The following is a 21,678-nucleotide window of genomic DNA, read 5'->3' on the forward strand; positions in this document are numbered from 1 at the left end:
TAAGGTTGCAGCTTTTTTTAATAATGTTCAGCTAAGTAGGTCAATAGATCAGGTGCTAAACCAGTTGCTGATTGGTTTTCCTGGCGATCTTCTAACATGGAAATCATCAGAAATCCTTGATCTTGCGAATCGAAGGCGAATAAGAAGCTGTTTTCTTGGCCTTTTTCATCTTGCTTTTCTTTGATTTCAGCAGTTCCTGTTTTGGCAGCTAGCGGAATGTTCAGCGCTGCCAAAGAGTGTGCCGTTCCGTTGGCATCTGAGACAACAGCTGTCAAATCTTGATTGATTTGCTCAATCGTCTCTGGTTTAAAGACTTCTTTGTCTTTTTGCTCTGCCTCTTTCACTAAACGGGGATAGACCAGCTTCCCTTGATTGGCAAAGACCGAGTAAGCAGCAGCTTGTTGAATGGGATTCAGTAACAGTTCTCCTTGCCCATAGCCGGTATCTGCCAGTAAAATCTCTGAGTTGAAGGACTCTTCATTGGAAATTTGAGCAGGATTCATCGCAATCGGTAAATCAAACGTTTCGCCAAAAATCAATTTCGACAAGCCATTACGAAAAGCATCTTCACCCATAGCTAAGGTTTGTTGTGCCATATAGATGTTATCAGAGTAAACCAGTGCATCTTTTAGATTGACAGAAGCTACATCGCTGACTCTGGTGACAAAGTAGTCTCCCCACGAGCTGTCTTTTTGCCACTTCAATCCATCGATCGCAATACTTTGGGTAGGGTCGATCGTACCGTTTTCTAAGCCAATCGCTGCCGTGATGGTCTTAAAGGTCGAACCTGGCGCATAGGCCGTAGCAAAGCGGCTGATGAAAGGCAAGGCTTCATTTTGTTCATACGCATCATAGTCTTCTTGTGAGATTCCTTGGGTCATTTTATTGGGATCATAACTTGGTGAGCTGGCTAATACTAGCAGATCACCGGTTTTTGGTTCTGTGACGACCGTGGAGCCCGCCTGATTTTGTAAGGCGTCAAAAGCTGTCTTTTGGGCTTGTGCGTCAATGGTCAGTTGGATATCTTTACCATCTGCCCGTTCTTTTTCTAAAAGAACCGATTTTTCAGCACCGTCTTCATCAGTGATGGCGATTTTTCCGCCATTTTCGCCCCGCAACTCTTTGTCAAAGGCAGCTTCCAGACCACTACGACCAATTTGTCCGTTACTTGCTAGCGTTTCATCCTTTTCGATATCTTCTGCAGTCACGTTCCCTAGATAACCAATCAACTGGGCAGCGGCTTCTCCAAGAGGATAAGTCCGTCCCGTCGTTTCTTTTAAACTTGTTCCAGTTGGCATTTCATCGGTTGGTTCGATAATCTTTAAGGGAACGAACAACTCATCTTGGACCCACGATTGAGCCAATGCTTGATCGATCGCATCTTCTGTTAGGTCAAAACGCTCCGCGATTGCTTTGATATTGGCGGTTTTTTCGTCTCCCGTACCCAGCTGCCCAGGAATGACGCCTAGTTGATAGAGCGTGCCATTTTCTGCTAGCGGTTCATTATTTCGGTCGAGGATTTCTCCACGTGTGGCATTATCTACAGAGATACTGATTTTGTCTTGTCCTTCCATTCCCGGAAAAATCAATTGAGGCGACCAATCGATCTTGGCTTGGTCATCAGTCAGAGTAATCGTGCCACTATAAGACAGCTCTGTTAATTCACCTAACGAGGTGGTTAAGGAACCGTTGTATTGGAAATTGAATTGATCGGAATCCTTATCATCGGGCGTTACCTCAATTCCTGAAGCTTTAAATGATTCGGCACCGATACCAGTGAAAATCGCTTCGTATTTTGCTGAGACTTCGTCTGCGGTAAAGCCGTTTGATTCCAAACTTTCTTCGGTCAGTAAAGCAGATAGATCGCTGTACTTCTGATCAGATATAGCATCGATAAAGGAATTGAGGACTTTTTTTGCTGCTGCTTCTTCTTGTCGATTTTGATAGACTGTATAGCCATAATAACCGCCACCAAGTACTAATAAGGCGGCAGGGAGTGCCAGCCAGACGAAACGCTTAGGTTTTTTCGCTGGTTTTTCTTTGCGAGAGCGCCGGTTTTCTGACATATTATTGTTCCTCCTTTAGTGCCGACAAACGGGCGTGATAAAGCGGCAACAGCGTTTGATAAACTGCTAAAATATCCGCCATTTCAACGTCTTCGATCATTTCTTTTGGAAAGATCTTGCCAATTTGAAGTTCACTTTTTTTGACTTTCTGTAATCGTTCTAAGTAGGTTGGCCATTTAGCGATTGGAGAGTGGTCATACTTGGTATGATCAGGAGATAGCGTAAAGTCTGCTGGCAATTGATCAAATAATTCTTTTTGAGCCAGCCAAGATTCCGCGATCGTTGCTTGATTTTTCGGTTGATCGATCACACTGAGCCAAACAAAGACATACTCTTGATTGATCCCAATTTGAAAGTGGGCATCCATTTTATAACCACGCTTGTTAGGGCCGATCCCCGCCCACGTTTCGGCAGGAGGGTAGACGGTTCTACGCCGATGCTGTGCGATATGCAAATAAAAAGGGTCTTGACAGCTTTCTTCAAATAATGGGATCGCTGCCTCGCCGATGGTTTGGAAAACCGGCTGGATCTCTGAACGGATTTTTTCCATTCTTTCTTCTAATGTTTCTAAAGCAAAAGCATCAAATGACTGTTTTGTAAATAGCATAATCGTGTCCTTTCTTTTGTCTGAAAACAGTATAACAAAAAAAGCCCGTAAAATTTCGGGCTTTTGTTTTTTTTATCTTATTTTTATTTAGTGATCACCCGTCAGTGCGTAGCGTGACTTAAGTTAAAGGTAGGGGCTTGACTTTGTTCCTTCAAAAGATGCAAAAGATCGTCTAAAAAAGAAAAGTCCATTTCTTCTAAATTAAAATAAATACGGAAAGAATACGTATGTTTAAATAAGCTTTGACGATGTATCTGGTGAATGATCAATTCGTCATTGCGGCCATTTTGAAATTGTAGAACTCTTTTTTGTTCTTCTGCATAGTGAGGACGTGCCCCTTTTTTGAAGGGACTGAATACATAGAAACTCGTTTGTTGGTTAATGGAAAGGATTTGCTGCACGGCCAATAATTCGTTATGGAGCTGTTGTTTTTCTTTGTCTGTTAGATGAGCTAAAAAAAGTTCAGCACGATTCTTTAGCGACCACATATAGTACTCCTCCTTGAATGTAGCTACAATACGACCTAAATATAGCATGAAAATAGAATGTTGTAAACGCTTTATAAAACCCTTCGCCAGTCAAACGGGAGAGGTAAACTTGCTTGATGGGATAAAAGGCGAACATTCGTGTTTATTAATGTGTAAATGTACAGATAATCGTTGACCCGCTTTTTCAGCGTTGTTAGAATAATAAACAAATAAAGATGTGTGTCATCGCTATGTGAAAAATAATACTTAACTGAGGTGGAATATGGAATCAGAAGTGCTTCTTTATGAAGGAAAAGCCAAGAAATTGTTTAAAACCAACGAAGAAGATGTGTTGAGAGTCCTTTATCTGGACCAAGCAACTGCGCTGAACGGTTTAAAGAAAGATGCAGTCGCAGGGAAGGGTGCCCTAAACAATCAGATCACTGCGCATCTTTTTCAGCGTTTAGCTGATAAAAATGTCCCAAGTCACTTTCTTCAATTAGTGTCTAAACACGAACAATTAATTCGAGCTGTCACCATGATTCCTTTAGAAGTCGTTGTTCGCAATACGGCTGCTGGTAGTTTTTCAAAGCGCTTGGGCATCGAAGAAGGAACCAAACTGCCAAAGCCGATCGTGGAGTTTTACTACAAAGAGGATCGCTTAGATGATCCGTTTATCAATGACGATCATGTGTTCTATTTGGGTCTTGCCACAAAAGAGGAACTGGACCTGATCAAAAAACTGGCACTACAAGTCAACGCTGCGTTACTGGAAATCTTTGCAAGTATCCAGATTCAACTGATCGATTTTAAAATCGAGATCGGCAAAACCAAGAAGGGCGAGTTGCTCCTGGCTGATGAGATCTCACCAGATACTTGCCGCTTATGGGATATGGGTACAAATGAACATCTTGATAAAGATGTCTATCGTCGTGATTTAGGGGACATCGTTCCTGTTTATGAAGAAGTTTTAAATCGTTTAGAAAAGGAGAATTCAACATGTATTTAGTCAAAGTTTACGTCACTTATAAGGAATCTGTTTTGGACCCTCAAGGAGAAGCCGTCAAAGGAGCTGTTCATCGCTTAGGATATCAAGATGTCAGTGATATTCGCATCGGGAAATACTTTGAAATCAAAGTGACACCTTCCAACAATCAAACACAAGCAGCAGTAGCAGAGGAGATTGAAGCGATCTGTGACAAACTTTTAGCAAACGTCAATATGGAAACCTACCGTTATGAAATAGTTCAAATGGAGGAAGCAGCCCTATGAAATTTGCAGTGATCGTCTTTCCTGGATCAAATTGTGATGTTGATTTGATGTGGGCAATCAAAGATATCATGGGGGCAGAAGCAGAATATGTGCGCCATGATGCAGAAAGCTTAGCCGGTTTTGACGGTGTTTTGCTTCCAGGAGGATTTTCTTATGGTGATTACTTAAGATGCGGAGCGATTGCCCGTTTTTCTACGATCATGTCAGAGGTCATTCGTTTGGCAAATGAAGGCAAACCTGTCTTTGGTACCTGCAATGGGTTTCAAATTTTAACGGAAGCGGGCTTGTTACCAGGGGTTTTACAAAGAAATGAATCATTGCATTTTATTTGCAAGCCGGTCCGTCTGCAAGTGAATAATCAAACAGCTTTTACTTCTGAATATGAAACGGATCAAGTCATTACGCTTCCTGTCGCTCATGGTGAGGGCAATTATTATTGTGATGAAACGACTTATCAGGAATTGGTTGCCAACAATCAAATCGTTTTCCGTTATGAAGATAACGTCAACGGCAGTCTACACAATATCGCTGGTATCTGCAACAAAGCAGGCAATGTCCTAGGCATGATGCCCCATCCAGAACGAGCGATGGAAAGTTTATTAGGCTCAGAAGATGGCAAGAAGTTTTTTGCTTCATTATTGAAAAATTTTGGGAAGGTGCCGGTAAATGGATAAAATGATCGTAAAAGAACCTACACCACAAGAAATCAAAGACACGAAATTATACGAGCAATGGGGATTGACCCAAGAAGAATATCGGATGATCTCAGAAGATATTTTGGGACGTTTACCAAACTATACCGAAACTGGACTCTTTTCAGTGATGTGGAGTGAACATTGTTCTTACAAAAATTCCAAACCTGTTTTGCGGAAATTCCCGACAGATGGGCCGCAAGTACTGCAAGGTCCGGGAGAAGGTGCGGGTATCGTGGATATCGGCGATGATCTAGCCGTCGTTTTCAAAGCGGAAAGCCATAATCATCCTTCTGCGGTGGAACCTTATGAAGGAGCAGCAACTGGTGTTGGTGGAATCATCCGCGACATCTTTAGTATGGGAGCAAGACCGATTGCTGTTTTAGACTCCTTACGATTTGGTGAGTTAGATAATCCAAGAACGAAATATCTTTTGGAAGAAGTCGTTGCTGGGATCAGTGGCTATGGCAACTGTATCGGGATTCCGACCGTTGGTGGTGAAGTGGCATTTGATCCTTGTTATGAAGGCAATCCGTTAGTCAATGCGATGTGTGTAGGGATCATTGCCCACAAGGATATTCAAAAAGGGCAGGCCAAAGGTGTTGGGAACACCATCATGTATGTCGGCGCAAAAACAGGACGCGACGGGATACATGGGGCGACTTTTGCATCGGAAGAATTTGTCGAAGGAGAAGAACAACAACGTTCCGCCGTACAAGTCGGTGATCCTTTTATGGAAAAACTTTTGTTGGAAGCTTGTTTGGAATTGATCGTGGATCATTCGGACATTTTAGTCGGAATTCAAGATATGGGTGCTGCTGGATTGGTTTCTTCTAGTGCCGAGATGGCATCAAAAGCCGGATCAGGTTTGCGCTTAACATTAGATGATGTTCCACAACGAGAAACCAATATGACGCCTTATGAAATGATGTTGTCAGAATCCCAAGAGCGGATGCTGATCTGTGTTAAAAAAGGGCATGAAGCTGAAGTGGAAGCCCTCTTTAAGAAATACGATCTAGAAGCAGTCGTGATCGGTGAAGTGACGGATGATGGCAACTATCGTTTGTTCCATCATGGACAGGAAGTCGCTAATTTACCAGTGGATGCTTTAGCTGAAGATGCACCGACTTACTACAAAGAGATGGCAGAACCAGCACGGATCAAAGTGTTTAAGGAAACACCGGACTTTGTTCCAGTGATTCATTCAGCAACGTCTGTATTTGCGGACCTGCTGCAGCAGCCGACGATCGCTTCGAAACGCTCGATTTTTGAAACCTACGATTCGCAAGTTCGTACCAATACCGTGGTAGGACCCGGCAGTGATGCGGCCGTTTTACGAATCAAGGGAACCAATAAAGCCTTGGCGATGACGACTGACTGTAATGCTCGTTACCTTTACTTAGATCCTGAAGTCGGCGGACAGATCGCAGTTGCAGAAGCTGCTCGAAATATCGTCGCTTCCGGTGGGCGTCCATTGGCGATCACTGACTGCCTTAACTTCGGCTCGCCAGATAAACCAGAAGGATTCTGGGAGTTATCTACGGCTGCTGACGGGATCTCAGAAGCTTGTCGTGTACTAGAGACACCAGTAATCTCTGGGAACGTCTCCTTATACAACGAAACGGACGGACAATCGGTCTATCCAACGCCTGTAATTGGGATGGTCGGATTGATCGAAGAGCTGGCGCATATCACGACGCAGCATTTCCAAGCAGCAGGGGATGTGATCTATGTCCTAGGGGAAACCCATGCTGATTTCAATGGGTCTGAATTGCAAAAACTGCAGACAGGAAAGATCGCTGGGCGTTTAATGTCCTTTGATCTTGAAACAGAAAAAACGAACCAACATTTGGTTACCGCAGCGATCCAAGCAGGTCTTGTTCAAAGTGCCCACGACTGTGCCGAAGGTGGTTTAGCGATCGCTTTAGCCGAATCCGCTTTTGACAAGGGCTTTGGTCTAAATGTGACCGTGTCATTGCCAGCAGCACAATTGTTTTCAGAAACCCAATCCCGTTTTGTGCTTTCAGTCGCACCTGATAAGCAAACAGCTTTTGAAGCACTGGTAGGTGCTGCTGCAATAGCGATCGGGGAAGTGACTGCTGATGGCCAGATTCGCATGCAAGCACAAGATGATACGATCGAGATGCCCCTTACTGAGGCGAAATTGAAATGGGAGGAAACCATTCCATGTTTAATGAAGTAAAGAGCCTCAACGAGGAATGTGGGGTTTTTGGTGTTTGGGGTCATCCAGATGCCGCTCGTGTCACCTACTTCGGACTACACAGTTTGCAACATCGCGGCCAAGAAGGTGCTGGGATCGTCACGAATGATGCGGGAAAACTCAATGGTCACCGTGATTTAGGGTTGCTAGCGGAAGTGTTTTCGGATGAACGTGTCCTCCAGCGTCTGACAGGAGATGCTGCCATTGGTCACGTTCGTTACGCAACTGCTGGTAATGGTAGCGTTGATAATATTCAACCATTTTTATTCAAATTTTTTGATCAGCAGATTGGCTTAGCACATAACGGCAACTTGACGAATGCGAAAAGTCTACGGAAATCATTAGAAGAGGCTGGTGCGATTTTCCACTCGAATTCCGATACAGAGATTCTCATGCACTTGATCCGTCGCAGCGAAGAACCGCTTTTTATGGATCGGGTCAAGGAGGCATTAAATCAAGTTAAAGGTGGATTTGCGTACCTTTTACTGACGGAAAATGCCATGATCGCAGCACTAGACCCCAATGGCTTTCGGCCATTGTCAATCGGGAAAATGGTCAATGGTGCTTATGTGGTGGCTTCAGAAACCTGTGCGTTGGAAGTCATCGGTGCGGAATTTATTCGTGATGTCCGACCGGGCGAAGTCGTGATCATTGATGATGCAGGCATTCAAATCGAGCAGTATACCCAAGAAGTACAACCGGCGATTTGTTCGATGGAGTTTATTTATTTTGCCCGTCCTGATTCCAACATCGCTGGCGTCAATGTTCATCGTGCCCGTAAAAATATGGGCCGTCGCTTGGCACAAGAGGCGCCGATCGAAGCGGATATGGTCATTGGTGTACCGAATTCATCCTTATCTGCTGCCAGCGGGTACGCAGAAGCTTCAGGTATTCCTTATGAATTGGGCTTAGTAAAAAATCAATACATTGCACGAACGTTTATTCAACCGACGCAGGAGTTAAGGGAACAAGGCGTGCGAATGAAGCTCTCAGCTGTTCGTGGCGTAGTCGAAGGCAAACGAGTGATTCTAGTCGACGATTCGATCGTCCGAGGAACCACCAGCCGCCGTATCGTGCAACTGCTAAAAGAGGCAGGTGCGAAAGAAGTTCATGTGCGTATCGGTTCGCCGCCTTTGCGCTATCCATGTTTTTACGGGATCGACATTCAAACGAGAAAAGAATTGATCGCAGCCAAATATACGGAAGCTGAGATTTGTGAAAAAATCGAAGCAGATTCTTTGGCCTTTTTAAGTGAAGACGGGTTGATCGAAGCGATCGGTTTAGATTTTGACGCACCTTACTCAGGCTTGTGTATGGCCTATTTCAATGGCGATTATCCAACCCCTTTGTATGATTATGAAGAAAACTATCTCGCGTCTTTAGCTGAATAAATAGTAGGCAAAAATGGTTTTTCAAACGAAGCAGTGAAGAACCGCTGGTTTACTTGCGTTAACGACGAATGAGCTGAATGAAGAAAAGCGGATGAATGATTGAGGAGGAACGAACGTGGCAAATGCATATGCAAAAGCCGGTGTCGATGTCGAAGCCGGTTATGAAGTAGTCGAACGGATCAAAAAGCATGTGAAACGAACAGAACGGCTAGGCGTGATGGGGGCAATCGGGGGCTTTGGTGGCTGTTTTGACTTATCATCGTACCAATTGAAAGAACCGGTACTCGTTTCTGGGACGGATGGTGTAGGAACCAAGCTTTTGTTGGCGATCCAACAAGAACAGCACACAACGATCGGCATTGATTGCGTCGCGATGTGCGTGAATGATATCGTCGCTCAAGGGGCAGAACCTATCTACTTCCTTGACTATGTTGCAGTTGGTAAAAACGATCCGGCAAAGATCGAACAAATCATTGCTGGTGTCGCAGAGGGCTGTGTGCAAGCGGGGGCTGCCCTGATTGGTGGAGAAACCGCTGAAATGCCGGGGATGTATCAGCCGGAAGAATATGATCTTGCTGGTTTCGCCGTAGGGATCGTCGAAAAAAGTCGGTTGATCACTGGAGAAACCATTAAAGAGGGCGATGAGCTGATTGGTTTGCCTTCTTCAGGCATTCACTCTAATGGGTACTCTTTAGTCAGAAAAATCTTTTTTGAACAGCATGGCTATACAGGAGCAGAAACGTTTGCGGAACTTGGCAACCAAACGCTTGCAGAAAGTTTATTGACGCCAACGAGAATTTACGTTGATGCACTGAAACCTTTATTGACAGAAGGATTGTTAGCTGGAATTTCTCATATCACAGGTGGCGGCTTTGTTGAAAATATTCCACGGATGCTGCCTGAAGGACTTGCGGCAGAAATCGCCTTAGACACTTGGCCGCAGTTGCCAATATTTGATATGATCGCTACTCATGGCGCGATTCCTCATCAAGAAATGTTCGAGATTTTCAATATGGGTATCGGTATGGTCTTAGCCGTTGCGCCAGAAAATGTTGCGGCTGTGATGGCACTTCTATCCGCCAATGAAGAACAAGCATACCGGATCGGTAAAGTGACCAAACGTAACAACGAAGCCGTTTGCTTCAAAGAGGCAGTCCGATGAGGATCGCCGTCTTTGCTTCTGGAACGGGCAGCAATTTTACAGCAATCGCCGATGCGATCCAAGCAAATAAAATCAAAGGAGCGCAGATCGGGTTGGTCTTTTCCGATAAACCTACAGCGCCAGTAATAGAAAAAGCCCGCGCGAGAGACTATGAAACGCTTGTCATAGAGCCAGCGGCATTTGCATCAAAAGCAGCCTTTGAAAATAAATTGATCGAAGAATTGCAGGATCATGCCATCGATTTTATTGTTTTAGCAGGGTACATGCGAATCATCGGCAACACTCTATTATCCGCTTATGAAGGCAGAGTCATCAATATCCATCCCTCCTTGTTGCCGAGTTTCCCAGGTAAATCTGGGATCGCCGATGCCTTCGCTTACGGCGTGAAAGTGACGGGAGTGACGGTTCATTATGTCGATGCCGGCATTGACTCAGGGCCAATCATTGCCCAAGAAATCGTTCGGATCGACACCGACGATACATTAGCAAATGTGACAGAAAAAATTCATCAAGTAGAACATCAAATCTATCCAGCTGTTTTAGCTGAAATCGTGGAAAAGGGGCTATCGAATCGTGAATAAACGTGCATTAATCAGTGTGTCTGACAAAGAAGGACTCGTACCATTTGTCCAAGAATTGACCAATTTAGGATTTGAGATTATCTCAACTGGCGGGACAAAAACGGCCTTGGAACAAGCGGGGCTTCAACCGATCGGCATCGAATCGGTCACAGAATTTCCTGAAATGATGGATGGTAGGGTCAAGACGCTACATCCACGGGTGCATGGTGGTCTGTTAGGACGGCGTGATCTGCCTTCTCATATGGAGGCAATGGCTGAGCATGGCATTTTACCGATCGACCTTGTTGTCGTCAATCTTTATCCATTTAAAGAAACCATCAGTAAGCTTGACGTCACAGAAGCCGACGCAATCGAAAATATCGACATCGGCGGACCAAGCATGCTACGTTCTGCGGCGAAAAATCATGCCTCAGTAACTGTTGTCGTTGATCCCGAGGATTACGACTGGGTTTTAACTGAGCTGAAGGAAGGCAATACGACGTTGGCATCAAGAAAGAAATTAGCTGCCAAAGTCTTCCGCCATACCGCCGCTTACGATGCCTTGATTGGTGAATACTTGACCAAAGCGGTGGCTGAAACAGAAACAGAGACCTTGACGAAAACCTATGTTTTGAAACAAACATTGCGTTATGGTGAAAATAGTCATCAGAAAGCTTCCTTCTATCAAGATGCATTACCCGTGCCCTATTCGATTGCCAGCGCAAAACAAATCCACGGCAAAGAATTGTCTTACAACAACATTAAAGATGCTGACGCTGCCTTGCGGATCGCAGAAGAATTTACAGAGCCAACTGCAGTAGCCCTCAAGCACATGAATCCCTGTGGAATCGGAAGTGGAGAAACGATTGCTGAAGCTTTCCAAGAAGCTTACGAAGCAGACCCAGTGTCGATTTTTGGCGGGATCATTGTTTTGAATCGTCCAGTTGATGTGGCAACTGCGGAGCAACTGCAGCGGATTTTTCTTGAGATCATTATTGCACCTGCATTTGAAGAAGAAGCACTAGAAATCTTAACGAAGAAAAAAAATCTGCGCCTGCTGGTTGTTGATTTCGAAAAAGCAGCCAAACAGCCAGAAGTTGTCTCTGTCCTTGGAGGCTTATTGGTGCAAGAACCAGATGATCAAATGGAAACACCAGAAGATTGGACCGTGGTGACAAAGAGAAAGCCAACAACAGAAGAAAGCGCAGCTTTGGCTTTTGCTTGGAAAGCGGTGAAACACGTGAAATCTAATGCCATCGTTTTAGCCAATCAACAGCAAACCGTCGGGATCGGCGCTGGTCAAATGAACCGCGTGGGTTCGGTGAAAATCGCCGTCGAACAAGCCCGTGAAAACAATAAACTGGCTGGTTCAGTGCTGGCAAGCGACGCCTTTTTCCCAATGGATGACAGTGTTGAATATGCAGCGCAACAAGGAATCAAAGCGATTATTCAACCTGGTGGCAGTATCAAAGATCAAGAGTCGATCGACATGGCAGATAAATACGGTGTGGCGATGGTCTTTACTGGTGTTCGTCATTTTAAACACTAAGAAATAGGAGAAGACGATGAAAATACTTGTTATTGGTAGTGGCGGTAGAGAGCATGCCGTCGCAAAAAAGTTTCTGCAGGATCCTCAAGTGGAAACAGTCTTTTGTGCGAAGGGCAATCCCGGTATGCGAAAAGACGGGATTAAGACAGTCGCAATTGAAGAGTCCGATCATGAAAGTCTAATTGCTTTTGCTCAAGAGCAGGAGGTTGATTGGACCTTCGTTGGTCCGGAAGTTCCGTTGCTAAATGGCATCGTAGATGATTTTCAGGGGGCGGGCTTGGAAATTTTTGGCCCCAATCGCCAAGCAGCGATGATTGAAGGATCAAAAGAGTTTGCCAAAGAATTGATGCGAACCAATCACATTCCAACAGCAGACTATCAAAGCTTTACAGATAGTGCCCAGGCAAAAGCCTATATCCAACGTAAAGGTGCGCCAATCGTCATCAAAGCAGATGGTTTAGCGGCGGGCAAAGGCGTGGTTGTCGCGGAAACCATTGAAGAAGCAAACGCAGCAGTCGAAGCGATGCTGGAGCAAAATGCTTTCGGTGAAAGTGGTGCAAAAGTGGTGATCGAAGAGTTTTTGGCTGGCGAGGAGTTTTCGCTATTGGCATTTGTGAAGGGCGAAGCCGTCTATCCAATGGTCATTGCCCAAGACCATAAACGTGCCTTCGATGGCGATTTAGGTCCGAATACAGGAGGTATGGGGGCTTATACGCCGGTACCGCAGATTCCGCAAGAAATGGTCGATCAAGCGGTAGCAGAAGTTTTACTTCCTGCAGCAAAAGGGATGATTCGCAACAATACACCGTTTACGGGGATTCTCTATGCAGGTCTGATTGCTACCAATGATGGACCGAAAGTCATCGAATTCAATGCGCGTTTCGGCGATCCAGAAACACAAGTCGTGTTAAGTCGTTTAGAAAGCAGTCTAGCCCAGATCATTGATGATCTCTTACAGGACCAAGTACCTACGATCCAATGGAATCAATCGGCTTCGATCGGTGTCGTGATTGCATCGCAAGGATATCCTGGCAAGTATCAGCAAGGAATGCTTGTTCCATCTCCTCAAGGAGAAGGAACACAATTCTTTTATGCAGGAGTGGAGGAGACTGCTGATCAAGGCGATTTGACGGCAGCTGGTGGGCGCGTTTTTCTTGTGGAAGCTTCAGCTGAGGATTTAGCTACTGCACAAAAGAACGTCTATGAAGCAATCAGCAAGTTGTCGTTATCTGGCTTGTATTATCGAAACGATATCGGTGATAAAGTCTTGCAAAATAGCAACTCATCAAAGGCGATGAAGTAAAGAACCTTTCTGTGTGTAACGCAAACTGTAATGATAGGAGGACTGCCAGTAGAACCGATCGGTTGTGCTGGTGGTTTTCGTTTTATGGGAGGTTTTTTTGACGTTGGTATAGCGTTTTCATCTTGTTGTGCTAAAATAGGAGTGTAGTTTAAATAAGGAGGAACTTTACGTGAAAAAAATTAAATTCGGTCCCACTGATTTAGAAGTATCTAGCGTGATTTTAGGCTTGATGCGAATCAACAATGCCAAAGATCCTGTGAAGGTCTTGACGACTGCGATTGAAAATGACATTACCTTTTTTGACCATGCCGATATCTATGGACGCGGGGAGTGTGAAACGATTTTTGCGGAAGCATTAGCAAAAACGGATGCCAAAAGAGAAGAGTTGTTCATTCAATCAAAATGTGGCATCGTTCCTGGTGAAATGTTTGATTTTTCGAAAGAGCATATTATCTCTTCTGTGGAAGGCAGTTTGCAACGATTGAAAACTGATCATTTAGATGCGTTATTATTGCATCGCCCTGACACTTTGTTTGAACCAGAAGAAGTGGCAGCAGCCTTTGACCAATTAGAAAAAGACGGTAAAGTGAAATACTTCGGTGTCAGCAATCAAAAACCTGGTCAAATCGAGCTATTGAAAAAATATGTTTCGCAACCTTTAGTAGCGAATCAACTGCAATTCGGGATCATGCATACAGGGATGATCGATCAAGGGATTCATGTCAATATGACGGATGCTGGCAGTGTCGACCATGATGGAGAAATTTTGGAATATTCTCGTTTGCATGAGATGACGATCCAAGCTTGGTCTCCGTATCAGTATGGTTTCTTTGAAGGGGTCTTTATCGGCAACGAGAAATTCCCAGAGTTAAACGAAAAATTAACCGAACTAGCGAACAAGTATCAAACAACGCCGACTGGCATCGCATCTGCGTGGATCTTACGTCATCCAGCAAATATGCAAGTGATTGCCGGAACGATGACCCCGCATCGAATTGAAGAAATTGCGCAAGCTTCTTCGATCGTATTGACCCGCCATGAATGGTATGAAGTGTATAAAGCAGCAGGGAACATCTTACCTTAATTTATACGTAAATTCCGTTTTATTCAGTTGTTATAAGGATGAATGTTCGCGAAAGACGAACATTCATCCTTTTTTTTCAAAAAGTATTTCTAAAAAGCTTGTATTTCATTTCCAGGTGGTTTAAATTGTTGTGGGCGTTAAAAATAGGCTGATGCCATTTGATGCTTGCTTCACTCTTAGTAAGATTTGGAGGATATTTTTATGTTTGACATGAAAGTTTTTGATTACGAAGATATACAACTGATTCCTAACAAGTGTATCGTGAACAGCCGTTCAGAATGTGATACCACGGTGACATTAGGCGGACACTCGTTTAAAATGCCTGTTGTTCCTGCAAATATGCAAACAATTATTGATGATTCAATCGCAGAATTTTTAGCTGAAAATGGCTATTTTTATATTATGCACCGCTTTGATGAAGAAGCACGGATTCCATTCATCAAAAAAATGAAAAGCCGCGGCTTGATTGCTTCTATCAGCGTGGGTGTCAAAGAAAATGAATATGCCTTTGTAGAAGAACTAGCTGAGAAAGAGCTTGTTCCTGATTTTATCACGATCGATATTGCCCATGGTCACTCAAACGCCGTGATCAATATGATTCAACACATCAAGAAGCATTTACCAGCAACGTTTGTGATCGCTGGAAATGTTGGAACGCCAGAAGCAGTTCGTGAATTGGAAAACGCTGGCGCAGATGCAACAAAAGTCGGTATTGGACCAGGGAAAGTTTGTATCACAAAAATCAAAACTGGTTTCGGGACTGGCGGATGGCAATTGGCAGCATTACGCTGGTGTGCCAAAGCTGCTCGCAAACCAATCATTGCAGATGGTGGCATTCGGACACACGGCGATATCGCTAAATCTGTCCGCTTTGGTGCAACCATGGTCATGATCGGTTCATTGTTTGCAGGTCATGAAGAATCACCAGGGGAAACCAAGGTAGAAAATGGCGTTGTAATGAAAGAATACTTTGGTTCTGCATCAGAATTTCAAAAAGGTGAAAAGAAAAACGTAGAAGGAAAGAAAATTTGGATTCAATACAAAGGTTCTTTAAAAGATACATTAGTTGAAATGCAGCAAGACTTGCAGTCATCGATCTCTTATGCAGGTGGAAAAGATTTAGAATCGATTCGTAAAGTGGATTACGTAATCGTGAAAAATTCGATTTTCAATGGAGATACTATTTAAGCTGGATACTGAAGAAACGGCCTTTTAGCGGTCGTTTCTTTTTTTGTTGGAACAACCATTTTGTTTTTCTGTTTTCTTCGTTATAATAGAAGCAATGAGAAGTAGAGGAGCGGGTGACCAAATGACAATCAAAGTGATGTCTGTGTTCGGTACCAGACCGGAAGCCATCAAAATGGCGCCACTAGTAAAGGAATTGGAAAACGACCCGCGTTTTGAATCGATCGTTGTGGTGACGGCGCAGCATCGAGAAATGTTGGATCAAGTTTTAACGGTTTTTGAAATCATACCAGATTATGATCTGGATATTATGACTTTAGGGCAAACTTTGACAGGAATCACTACCAAAGTTTTGCTGGATCTGGAACCTATCTTGCAAAAAGAAACCCCTGATATCGTACTCGTTCACGGGGATACGACCACAGCTTATGCAGCCGCGACGGCAGCTTTCTATCAGCAGATTCCTGTGGGGCATGTGGAAGCCGGTTTGCGTACATGGAACAAAAAATCTCCTTATCCGGAGGAAGCCAATCGTCAGCTGATCGATGTATTAGCGGATTTTTATTTTGCGCCAACTGTCCAAAGCAAAGAAAATTTATTAGCGGAAAATCGCAATAAAGCTGCAATTTTTGTAACGGGAAATACCGCCATTGATGCGATGCGTTATACGATCTCGGAGGACTATCAGCATCCAGAACTTTCTGCAGCAGATCAAACCATGATTCTTCTGACAATGCACCGTCGCGAGAACTTAGGTGTTCCGATGCAGCAAGTCTTCCGCGCTTTAGCGAAGATCGCTAAGGAGAAACCAACCATCAAAGTGGTTTTTCCTATGCATAAAAATCCTCAAGTCCGAGGGATTGCTTTGGAGATACTTGGGGAACTAGAAAATGTCACGCTGATTGAGCCTTTAGATGTCATTGATTTTCACAATGTTGCCAATCAAAGCACATTGATTTTGACGGATTCTGGTGGTGTCCAAGAAGAAGCACCGTCGTTAGGCGTTCCTGTTTTGGTCTTGCGAGATACAACAGAGCGCCCAGAAGGAATTGCTGCAGGTACGTTAAAACTGATCGGTACGTCTGAAGCTGCGGTTTATCAAGAAACGAAGCGACTACTAGAGGATCCAGAAGCTTACAATGCCATGGCACATGCAGAAAATCCCTATGGCGATGGGAAAGCTAGTCGGCGAATCTTGAAAATTTTAGCAGATCATTTTTCGTGAGAGCTGGATCGAAAGAATATAGAAAAAATCATTTTTCAGAATCGGATATGAAAGAGAAATAGGCAGCTGTTTATTTAAATGGCTGTCTATTTTTTATTCGAGTTCGGAAATTTATTACATTCTCTCCTTCAATGGGATAGCCGAAGTGACTTGATGAATTCTGGGTTTTGCCCTGAGAGGATTTCTCTCTATCTGTTCGTGTAAAAAAAGTTTTGTCACATATAAAATCACACCAGTTCTTTAACGTTGTTATTTTATTGTAAGACCTTTCATTTGAAAACCAACGAAAATCTATGAAAAAAGGGTGCTTTTTTCCATTGTTGCGGTTGACATTGGCTAGGATAGCAGTTATTATGTGGGTAGTTGGAAGATAGACTTCCGGCGAACTGACATTTTATACAAATAATTGTTAGGTGAGGCTCCTATATGGACACAAGCTGCTGCCGCAAAAGTATCGAGAGATACTTAGTTGGTAGGACAGGTCTAATCGTGAAGGTTAAACCCAAAGTAGCTGATAGCAGATTTGCTATCTACGCCCTATAGTGCTAAAGCTCTACAATGATCATGAGTTTTTTACGCATGCTTATTGGGAGCGTGCGTTTTTTTGTGTCTTTTACGCATGTTCCACAGTGACTTACCTAATAAAAAGAAAGGAAGATTCACATGGAATACCCCAGTCCCCAGATGAAACAGCGGAGTAATTATCGAATCGCTAGGGGTGGCGTAAGCAACTCCTAAGTGCTAGGAGGAAAAAAAGATGTTAAAAAAACTATCGAAAGATCAAGAACTAAAATTACTGGCAAAATTGACCGAAAGAGAACTGCTGATGGAAATGCGGACATCCTTCCAAGGGTTATCGGAAGAAGATGCTGCAGAACGTTTGGCAGAGTATGGTCCAAACAAAGTAGATGCGCAAAAACCAACACCTGCTTGGTTGATGATCCTAGGTGCTTTCAAAGATCCTTTTGTGTTAGTTTTGGCATTATTAATGGTTATTTCTTTTGTAACAGGCGATATTGAAGCAGTGATCGTGATGGGAATCATGATTTTAGCCAGTGTCATGATTACTTTCGTCCAAGAATACCGTTCCCAAAAAGCAAGCTTAGCGTTAAAAGAACTTATTGAAAATACTTGTTCCGTCACTCGAGATGGAATCACGAGAGAAATTCCAATGGATGAAGTCGTTCCAGGAGACATCGTCACCTTAGCAACAGGCGATATGATTCCTGCGGATGCGATCTTGATTTGGACCAAAGATTTATTTATCAATCAATCTTCATTAACAGGCGAATCAATGCCAGTTGAAAAATTTGTCGATGCTGGGATCAAAGAAAGCGATGAACAAATTTCTGCACTAGATATGCAAGATCTTGTTTTCATGGGTACCGATGTCTTAAGTGGTCAAGGGAAAGCCATTATTTTGAAAACCGGTCAAAGTACTTTCTTCGGTGATATTGCCAAAAATGCGACCACGAAACGGGGCAAAACAACCTTTGAAGATGGCTTAACAAAAGTCAGCAAGCTATTGTTGCGAATGGTTATGGTTCTTTTCCCAATCGTTTTATTGATCAATGGTTTGACCAAGGGTGATTGGGGCGAAGCGTTGTTCTTCGCGATTGCAGTAGCAGTTGGTTTGACGCCAGAAATGCTACCAATGATCGTCACCAGTAACTTAGCCAAAGGGGCGATCTCTTTATCAAAAGAAAAAGTGATCGTCAAAGAATTGCCTTCGATTCAAAACTTAGGTGCAATGGATGTACTATGTACCGATAAAACGGGTACGATCACCGAAGATCGTGTTGTACTGGTACAGCATTTAAACCCATTTGGCGTAGAAGATAAACAAGTCCTTGATATGACGTATTTAAATTCTTACTATCAAACAGGGTGGAAAAACCTGATGGATATTGCTGTCTTAAACTACTATGAAGAAGAAGGCTTGGCAGCGCCATTTAACGATGTGACAAAAATCGATGAGATTCCGTTTGACTTCTCACGTCGCCGCTTGACGGTTGTTGTCAATGCAGATGGTCATCAACTGATGGTCACTAAAGGTGCCGCCGAGGAAATGGAACAAGTCTGCAAGTACGTAGAAGTTGATGGCAAAGTGATGGAATTGACTCCTCAATTGAGAAAACAATTGCGTCAAGTGAATTTGCGCTTGAACAAACAAGGAATGCGCGTATTGACTGTTGCTGTAAAACGAGATGCCCACGCAGATGCCGTTTATTCTGTAGAAGATGAACAAGATATGATCATGATTGGCTTTATGGGCTTCTTAGATCCAGCAAAAGAAACAGCAAAAACAGCGATTGCTTCTTTACACGGTCATGGCATCAATGTCAAAGTGTTAACGGGAGATAATGCGATCGTTGCGCAAAAAGTTTGTCGAGATGTTGGTATTGATGCAGATGAATACTTGTTAGGAACCGATATAGATCATCTGTCAGATGAAGAGTTAGCAGAGAAAGCTGCAAAAACTAATCTGTTTGCAAAATTAAATCCAATGCAAAAATCCCGAATCATTGAAACCATTCAAGCGGCAGGCCATACGGTCGGCTTTATGGGAGATGGCATCAACGACGCGCCTGCTTTACGTACAGCAGATGTTGGTATCTCGGTTGATACCGCAGCAGATATCACCAAAGATGCCAGCTCGATCATTTTATTAGAAAAAAGTTTGAATGTCCTTGATAAAGGGGTCATCGAAGGCCGCAAAGTATTTACCAATATGATGAAGTACATCAAAATGACTTTGAGTTCGAATTTCGGGAATGTGTTCTCGATCTTAGTTGCTAGTGCCTTTTTACCTTTCTTACCAATGTTGTCCATTCAACTGTTGGTTCAAAACTTGGTGTACGATATGGCCCAATTGACGATCCCATGGGACAACGTAGATAAAGAAGAGTTAGAAAAACCAGTTAAATGGCAAGTGGGTGGACTATTGAAGTTTACCGTCGGCATTGGACCTGTCAGCAGCATCTTCGATATTTTGACTTTCTTTATGATGTGGCATGTCTTTAGTGCAAATACCATCCAAGAGCAAGCCTTGTTCCAAGCAGGATGGTTTATGATTGGCTTGACGACACAAACCTTAGTCGTTCACATGATCAGAACGAGAAAATTACCATTTATCAAAAGTATCGCATCACCTGCAGTTTTGATTTCAAGTGTTCTAGCGATTGCAGTTGGCTTCTTGGTCATCTTGACGCCATTGCATACCGTCTTTGATTTTGCAGCACTGCCATCAAGTTACTGGCCATGGTATGTCGGTATCAATCTAGCTTATTTAGTAACAGTTGAGTTTGCGAAACGCATTTACATTCATGTCACGAGAGAATGGATTTAAAAAAACAGGTCGGCGTTCTTCCTAACAGGGGGAGAATCGCCGATCTGTTTCTTTTTATCCGTTCTCTGTATTATTTTTTTCTCATATTAAGAAATTTCTCTTTGATTCAAGTCGAATCCTTCACAAGTGATAAAAGGAGGTTAATGATAAATCTGTTTAGCGGAATGGTGGATGCTGTACTATTCTTAAATAAAAAAAAGAATCTGAAAAGAAAAAATTGAAGAAAGCGATTGCTTTAATGTGATTAATTTCACTAATGTTTTCTTAAGAGTTGCTACAGTGGGAATTCTTTTATTAAAAAAAATACCCTTTTCACTTGTCATTTTCGAAGTTAAATGATAATTTATAAGAGTAAATGAAATTTCGATAGTACAGATTTAAACCCTGTTACATACGAAAGTGAATTTTTATATCAGAGAGGAAAGTGTGTCAAGATGGCAAAAAAACAAAAAGCACTTGATTTCCAAGCGATTTTGGAGCAAGTCAATGCGGATTTTCCAACTTACCAAGCTTTGGACAAAGACGGGAAAATTGTAAATCAAGAGTTAGTACCAGATTTAAGTGACGACGAATTAGTTGAATTGATGACTCGTATGGTATGGTCTCGTGTATTAGACCAACGCTCAACTGCGTTAAACCGTCAAGGTCGTCTAGGTTTCTTCGCGCCAACTGCTGGACAAGAAGCAAGCCAATTAGCAAGTCAATTTGCTTTTGAAAAAGAAGACGTTTTATTACCTGGTTACCGTGATGTACCACAATTGATCCAACACGGTCTGCCATTGAAAGAAGCTTTCTTATGGTCACGTGGCCACGTTGCTGGGAACCTTTATCCAGAAGATTTAAAAGCATTGCCACCACAAATCATTATTGGTGCACAATACGTCCAAGCAGCCGGCGTTGCTTTAGGATTGAAAAAACGCAACAAGAAAAATGTTGTATTCACTTATACAGGTGATGGCGGTTCTTCACAAGGGGACTTCTATGAAGCAATCAACTTTGCAGGGGCTTACCATGCAAACGCTGTATTCTATATCCAAAACAATGGTTTTGCGATCTCTACACCTCGTGAAGTACAAAGTGCGGCACCAACATTGGCACAAAAAGCTGCAGCAGCTGGGATCCCTGGTATCCAAGTTGACGGTATGGATCCATTGGCAGTGTACTATGTTTCTAAAGCAGCTCGTGAATGGGCAGCAAACGGCAACGGTCCTGTATTGATTGAAACCTTGACTTACCGTTACGGTCCACATACATTGTCTGGTGATGATCCAACCCGTTACCGTTCAAAAGACATGGACAGCGAATGGCAACAAAAAGATCCATTGGTACGTTTCCGTACTTACCTAACTGAAAAAGGACTTTGGTCTGAAGAAAAAGAAGAACAAGTCATTGAACAAACAAAAGAAGAAATCAAAGCAGCGATCGCTGAAGCGGACCGCGTGCCAAAACAAAAAGTTTCAGATTTCTTGAAAAACATGTTTGAAGTACAACCACAAAACATTAAAGAACAAATTGCAACTTACGAAGCGAAGGAGTCGAAATAGT

General features: G+C 43.2%; 17 protein-coding genes and 1 riboswitch. Of the genes, 14 read left to right on the forward strand and 3 right to left on the reverse strand.

Features of this window, described 5'->3' with window-relative positions:
* Nucleotides 1-17: 17 nt before the first annotated feature.
* The 3 genes from IGK85_RS06815 to IGK85_RS06825 all read right to left on the reverse strand — a co-directional run bounded on the left by IGK85_RS06815 (nucleotide 18) and on the right by IGK85_RS06825 (nucleotide 3,209).
* Nucleotides 18-2,066 (reverse strand): penicillin-binding transpeptidase domain-containing protein, encoded by a 2,049-nt coding sequence (locus tag IGK85_RS06815; protein ID WP_008381466.1) that lies wholly within the window; start codon nucleotides 2,064-2,066, stop codon nucleotides 18-20.
* 1 nt (nucleotide 2,067) lies between these two features.
* Nucleotides 2,068-2,673, reverse strand: coding sequence for a DUF1054 domain-containing protein (locus IGK85_RS06820; protein ID WP_008381464.1), 606 nt, complete (start codon nucleotides 2,671-2,673; stop codon nucleotides 2,068-2,070).
* A gap of 101 nt (nucleotides 2,674-2,774) precedes the next feature.
* The gene (locus IGK85_RS06825) at nucleotides 2,775-3,209 is read right to left on the reverse strand and encodes a hypothetical protein (protein ID WP_005236409.1); all 435 of its coding nucleotides are present in this window, start codon (nucleotides 3,207-3,209) and stop codon (nucleotides 2,775-2,777) included.
* A gap of 214 nt (nucleotides 3,210-3,423) precedes the next feature.
* Here IGK85_RS06825 and purC point away from each other — a divergent pair, with 214 nt between their 5' ends.
* From purC to pdhA, 14 genes are all read left to right on the forward strand, one after another.
* Nucleotides 3,424-4,149, forward strand: coding sequence for a phosphoribosylaminoimidazolesuccinocarboxamide synthase (gene purC, locus IGK85_RS06830; RefSeq protein WP_005236408.1), 726 nt, complete (start codon nucleotides 3,424-3,426; stop codon nucleotides 4,147-4,149).
* Nucleotides 4,140-4,412, forward strand: a complete 273-nt coding sequence (gene purS, locus IGK85_RS06835; RefSeq protein WP_005230018.1) for a phosphoribosylformylglycinamidine synthase subunit PurS — start codon at nucleotides 4,140-4,142, stop codon at nucleotides 4,410-4,412. Before purC ends, purS begins: the two co-directional genes overlap by 10 nt.
* Complete coding sequence (purQ, locus tag IGK85_RS06840) at nucleotides 4,409-5,086, forward strand: phosphoribosylformylglycinamidine synthase subunit PurQ (protein WP_005236399.1); 678 nt, start codon at nucleotides 4,409-4,411, stop codon at nucleotides 5,084-5,086. Before purS ends, purQ begins: the two co-directional genes overlap by 4 nt.
* Nucleotides 5,079-7,307, forward strand: a complete 2,229-nt coding sequence (gene purL / locus IGK85_RS06845; protein WP_005236395.1) for a phosphoribosylformylglycinamidine synthase subunit PurL — start codon at nucleotides 5,079-5,081, stop codon at nucleotides 7,305-7,307. The genes purQ and purL overlap by 8 nt, the downstream gene beginning before the upstream one ends.
* Nucleotides 7,292-8,716, forward strand: coding sequence for an amidophosphoribosyltransferase (gene purF, locus IGK85_RS06850; protein WP_005236394.1), 1,425 nt, complete (start codon nucleotides 7,292-7,294; stop codon nucleotides 8,714-8,716). Before purL ends, purF begins: the two co-directional genes overlap by 16 nt.
* A 115-nt stretch (nucleotides 8,717-8,831) precedes the next feature.
* On the forward strand, nucleotides 8,832-9,878 hold the full coding sequence (gene purM, locus IGK85_RS06855; RefSeq protein ID WP_005236392.1) for a phosphoribosylformylglycinamidine cyclo-ligase: 1,047 nt from the start codon (nucleotides 8,832-8,834) through the stop codon (nucleotides 9,876-9,878).
* Nucleotides 9,875-10,459: a phosphoribosylglycinamide formyltransferase gene (purN, locus tag IGK85_RS06860; protein ID WP_008381461.1), complete on the forward strand. Its 585-nt coding sequence runs from the start codon at nucleotides 9,875-9,877 to the stop codon at nucleotides 10,457-10,459. The genes purM and purN overlap by 4 nt, the downstream gene beginning before the upstream one ends.
* On the forward strand, nucleotides 10,452-11,987 hold the full coding sequence (purH, locus tag IGK85_RS06865; protein WP_008381459.1) for a bifunctional phosphoribosylaminoimidazolecarboxamide formyltransferase/IMP cyclohydrolase: 1,536 nt from the start codon (nucleotides 10,452-10,454) through the stop codon (nucleotides 11,985-11,987). Before purN ends, purH begins: the two co-directional genes overlap by 8 nt.
* Nucleotides 11,988-12,003: 16 nt before the next feature.
* Complete coding sequence (gene purD / locus IGK85_RS06870) at nucleotides 12,004-13,290, forward strand: phosphoribosylamine--glycine ligase (RefSeq protein ID WP_008381457.1); 1,287 nt, start codon at nucleotides 12,004-12,006, stop codon at nucleotides 13,288-13,290.
* A gap of 169 nt (nucleotides 13,291-13,459) precedes the next feature.
* The gene (locus IGK85_RS06875; RefSeq protein ID WP_008381441.1) at nucleotides 13,460-14,374 is read left to right on the forward strand and encodes an aldo/keto reductase; all 915 of its coding nucleotides are present in this window, start codon (nucleotides 13,460-13,462) and stop codon (nucleotides 14,372-14,374) included.
* A gap of 210 nt (nucleotides 14,375-14,584) precedes the next feature.
* Nucleotides 14,585-15,562 carry a GMP reductase gene (gene guaC, locus IGK85_RS06880; RefSeq protein WP_081487946.1) on the forward strand — a complete coding sequence of 326 codons (978 nt, stop codon included), beginning with the start codon at nucleotides 14,585-14,587 and terminating at the stop codon, nucleotides 15,560-15,562.
* Nucleotides 15,563-15,683: 121 nt separating this feature from the next.
* Nucleotides 15,684-16,784: a non-hydrolyzing UDP-N-acetylglucosamine 2-epimerase gene (gene wecB, locus IGK85_RS06885; protein WP_008381437.1), complete on the forward strand. Its 1,101-nt coding sequence runs from the start codon at nucleotides 15,684-15,686 to the stop codon at nucleotides 16,782-16,784.
* A gap of 398 nt (nucleotides 16,785-17,182) precedes the next feature.
* Nucleotides 17,183-17,354, forward strand: a riboswitch (M-box (ykoK) riboswitch).
* A gap of 187 nt (nucleotides 17,355-17,541) precedes the next feature.
* Nucleotides 17,542-20,133 carry a magnesium-translocating P-type ATPase gene (gene mgtA, locus IGK85_RS06890; RefSeq protein WP_005236382.1) on the forward strand — a complete coding sequence of 864 codons (2,592 nt, stop codon included), beginning with the start codon at nucleotides 17,542-17,544 and terminating at the stop codon, nucleotides 20,131-20,133.
* Between the two features lie 434 nt (nucleotides 20,134-20,567).
* Nucleotides 20,568-21,677, forward strand: a complete 1,110-nt coding sequence (pdhA, locus tag IGK85_RS06895) for a pyruvate dehydrogenase (acetyl-transferring) E1 component subunit alpha (RefSeq protein WP_005231936.1) — start codon at nucleotides 20,568-20,570, stop codon at nucleotides 21,675-21,677.
* Nucleotide 21,678: the final 1 nt, after the last annotated feature.

Origin of the sequence: Enterococcus sp. AZ015 (assembly GCF_050499225.1) — a bacterium.
Taxonomy (GTDB): Bacteria; Bacillota; Bacilli; order Lactobacillales; family Enterococcaceae; genus Enterococcus_D; species Enterococcus_D entomosocium.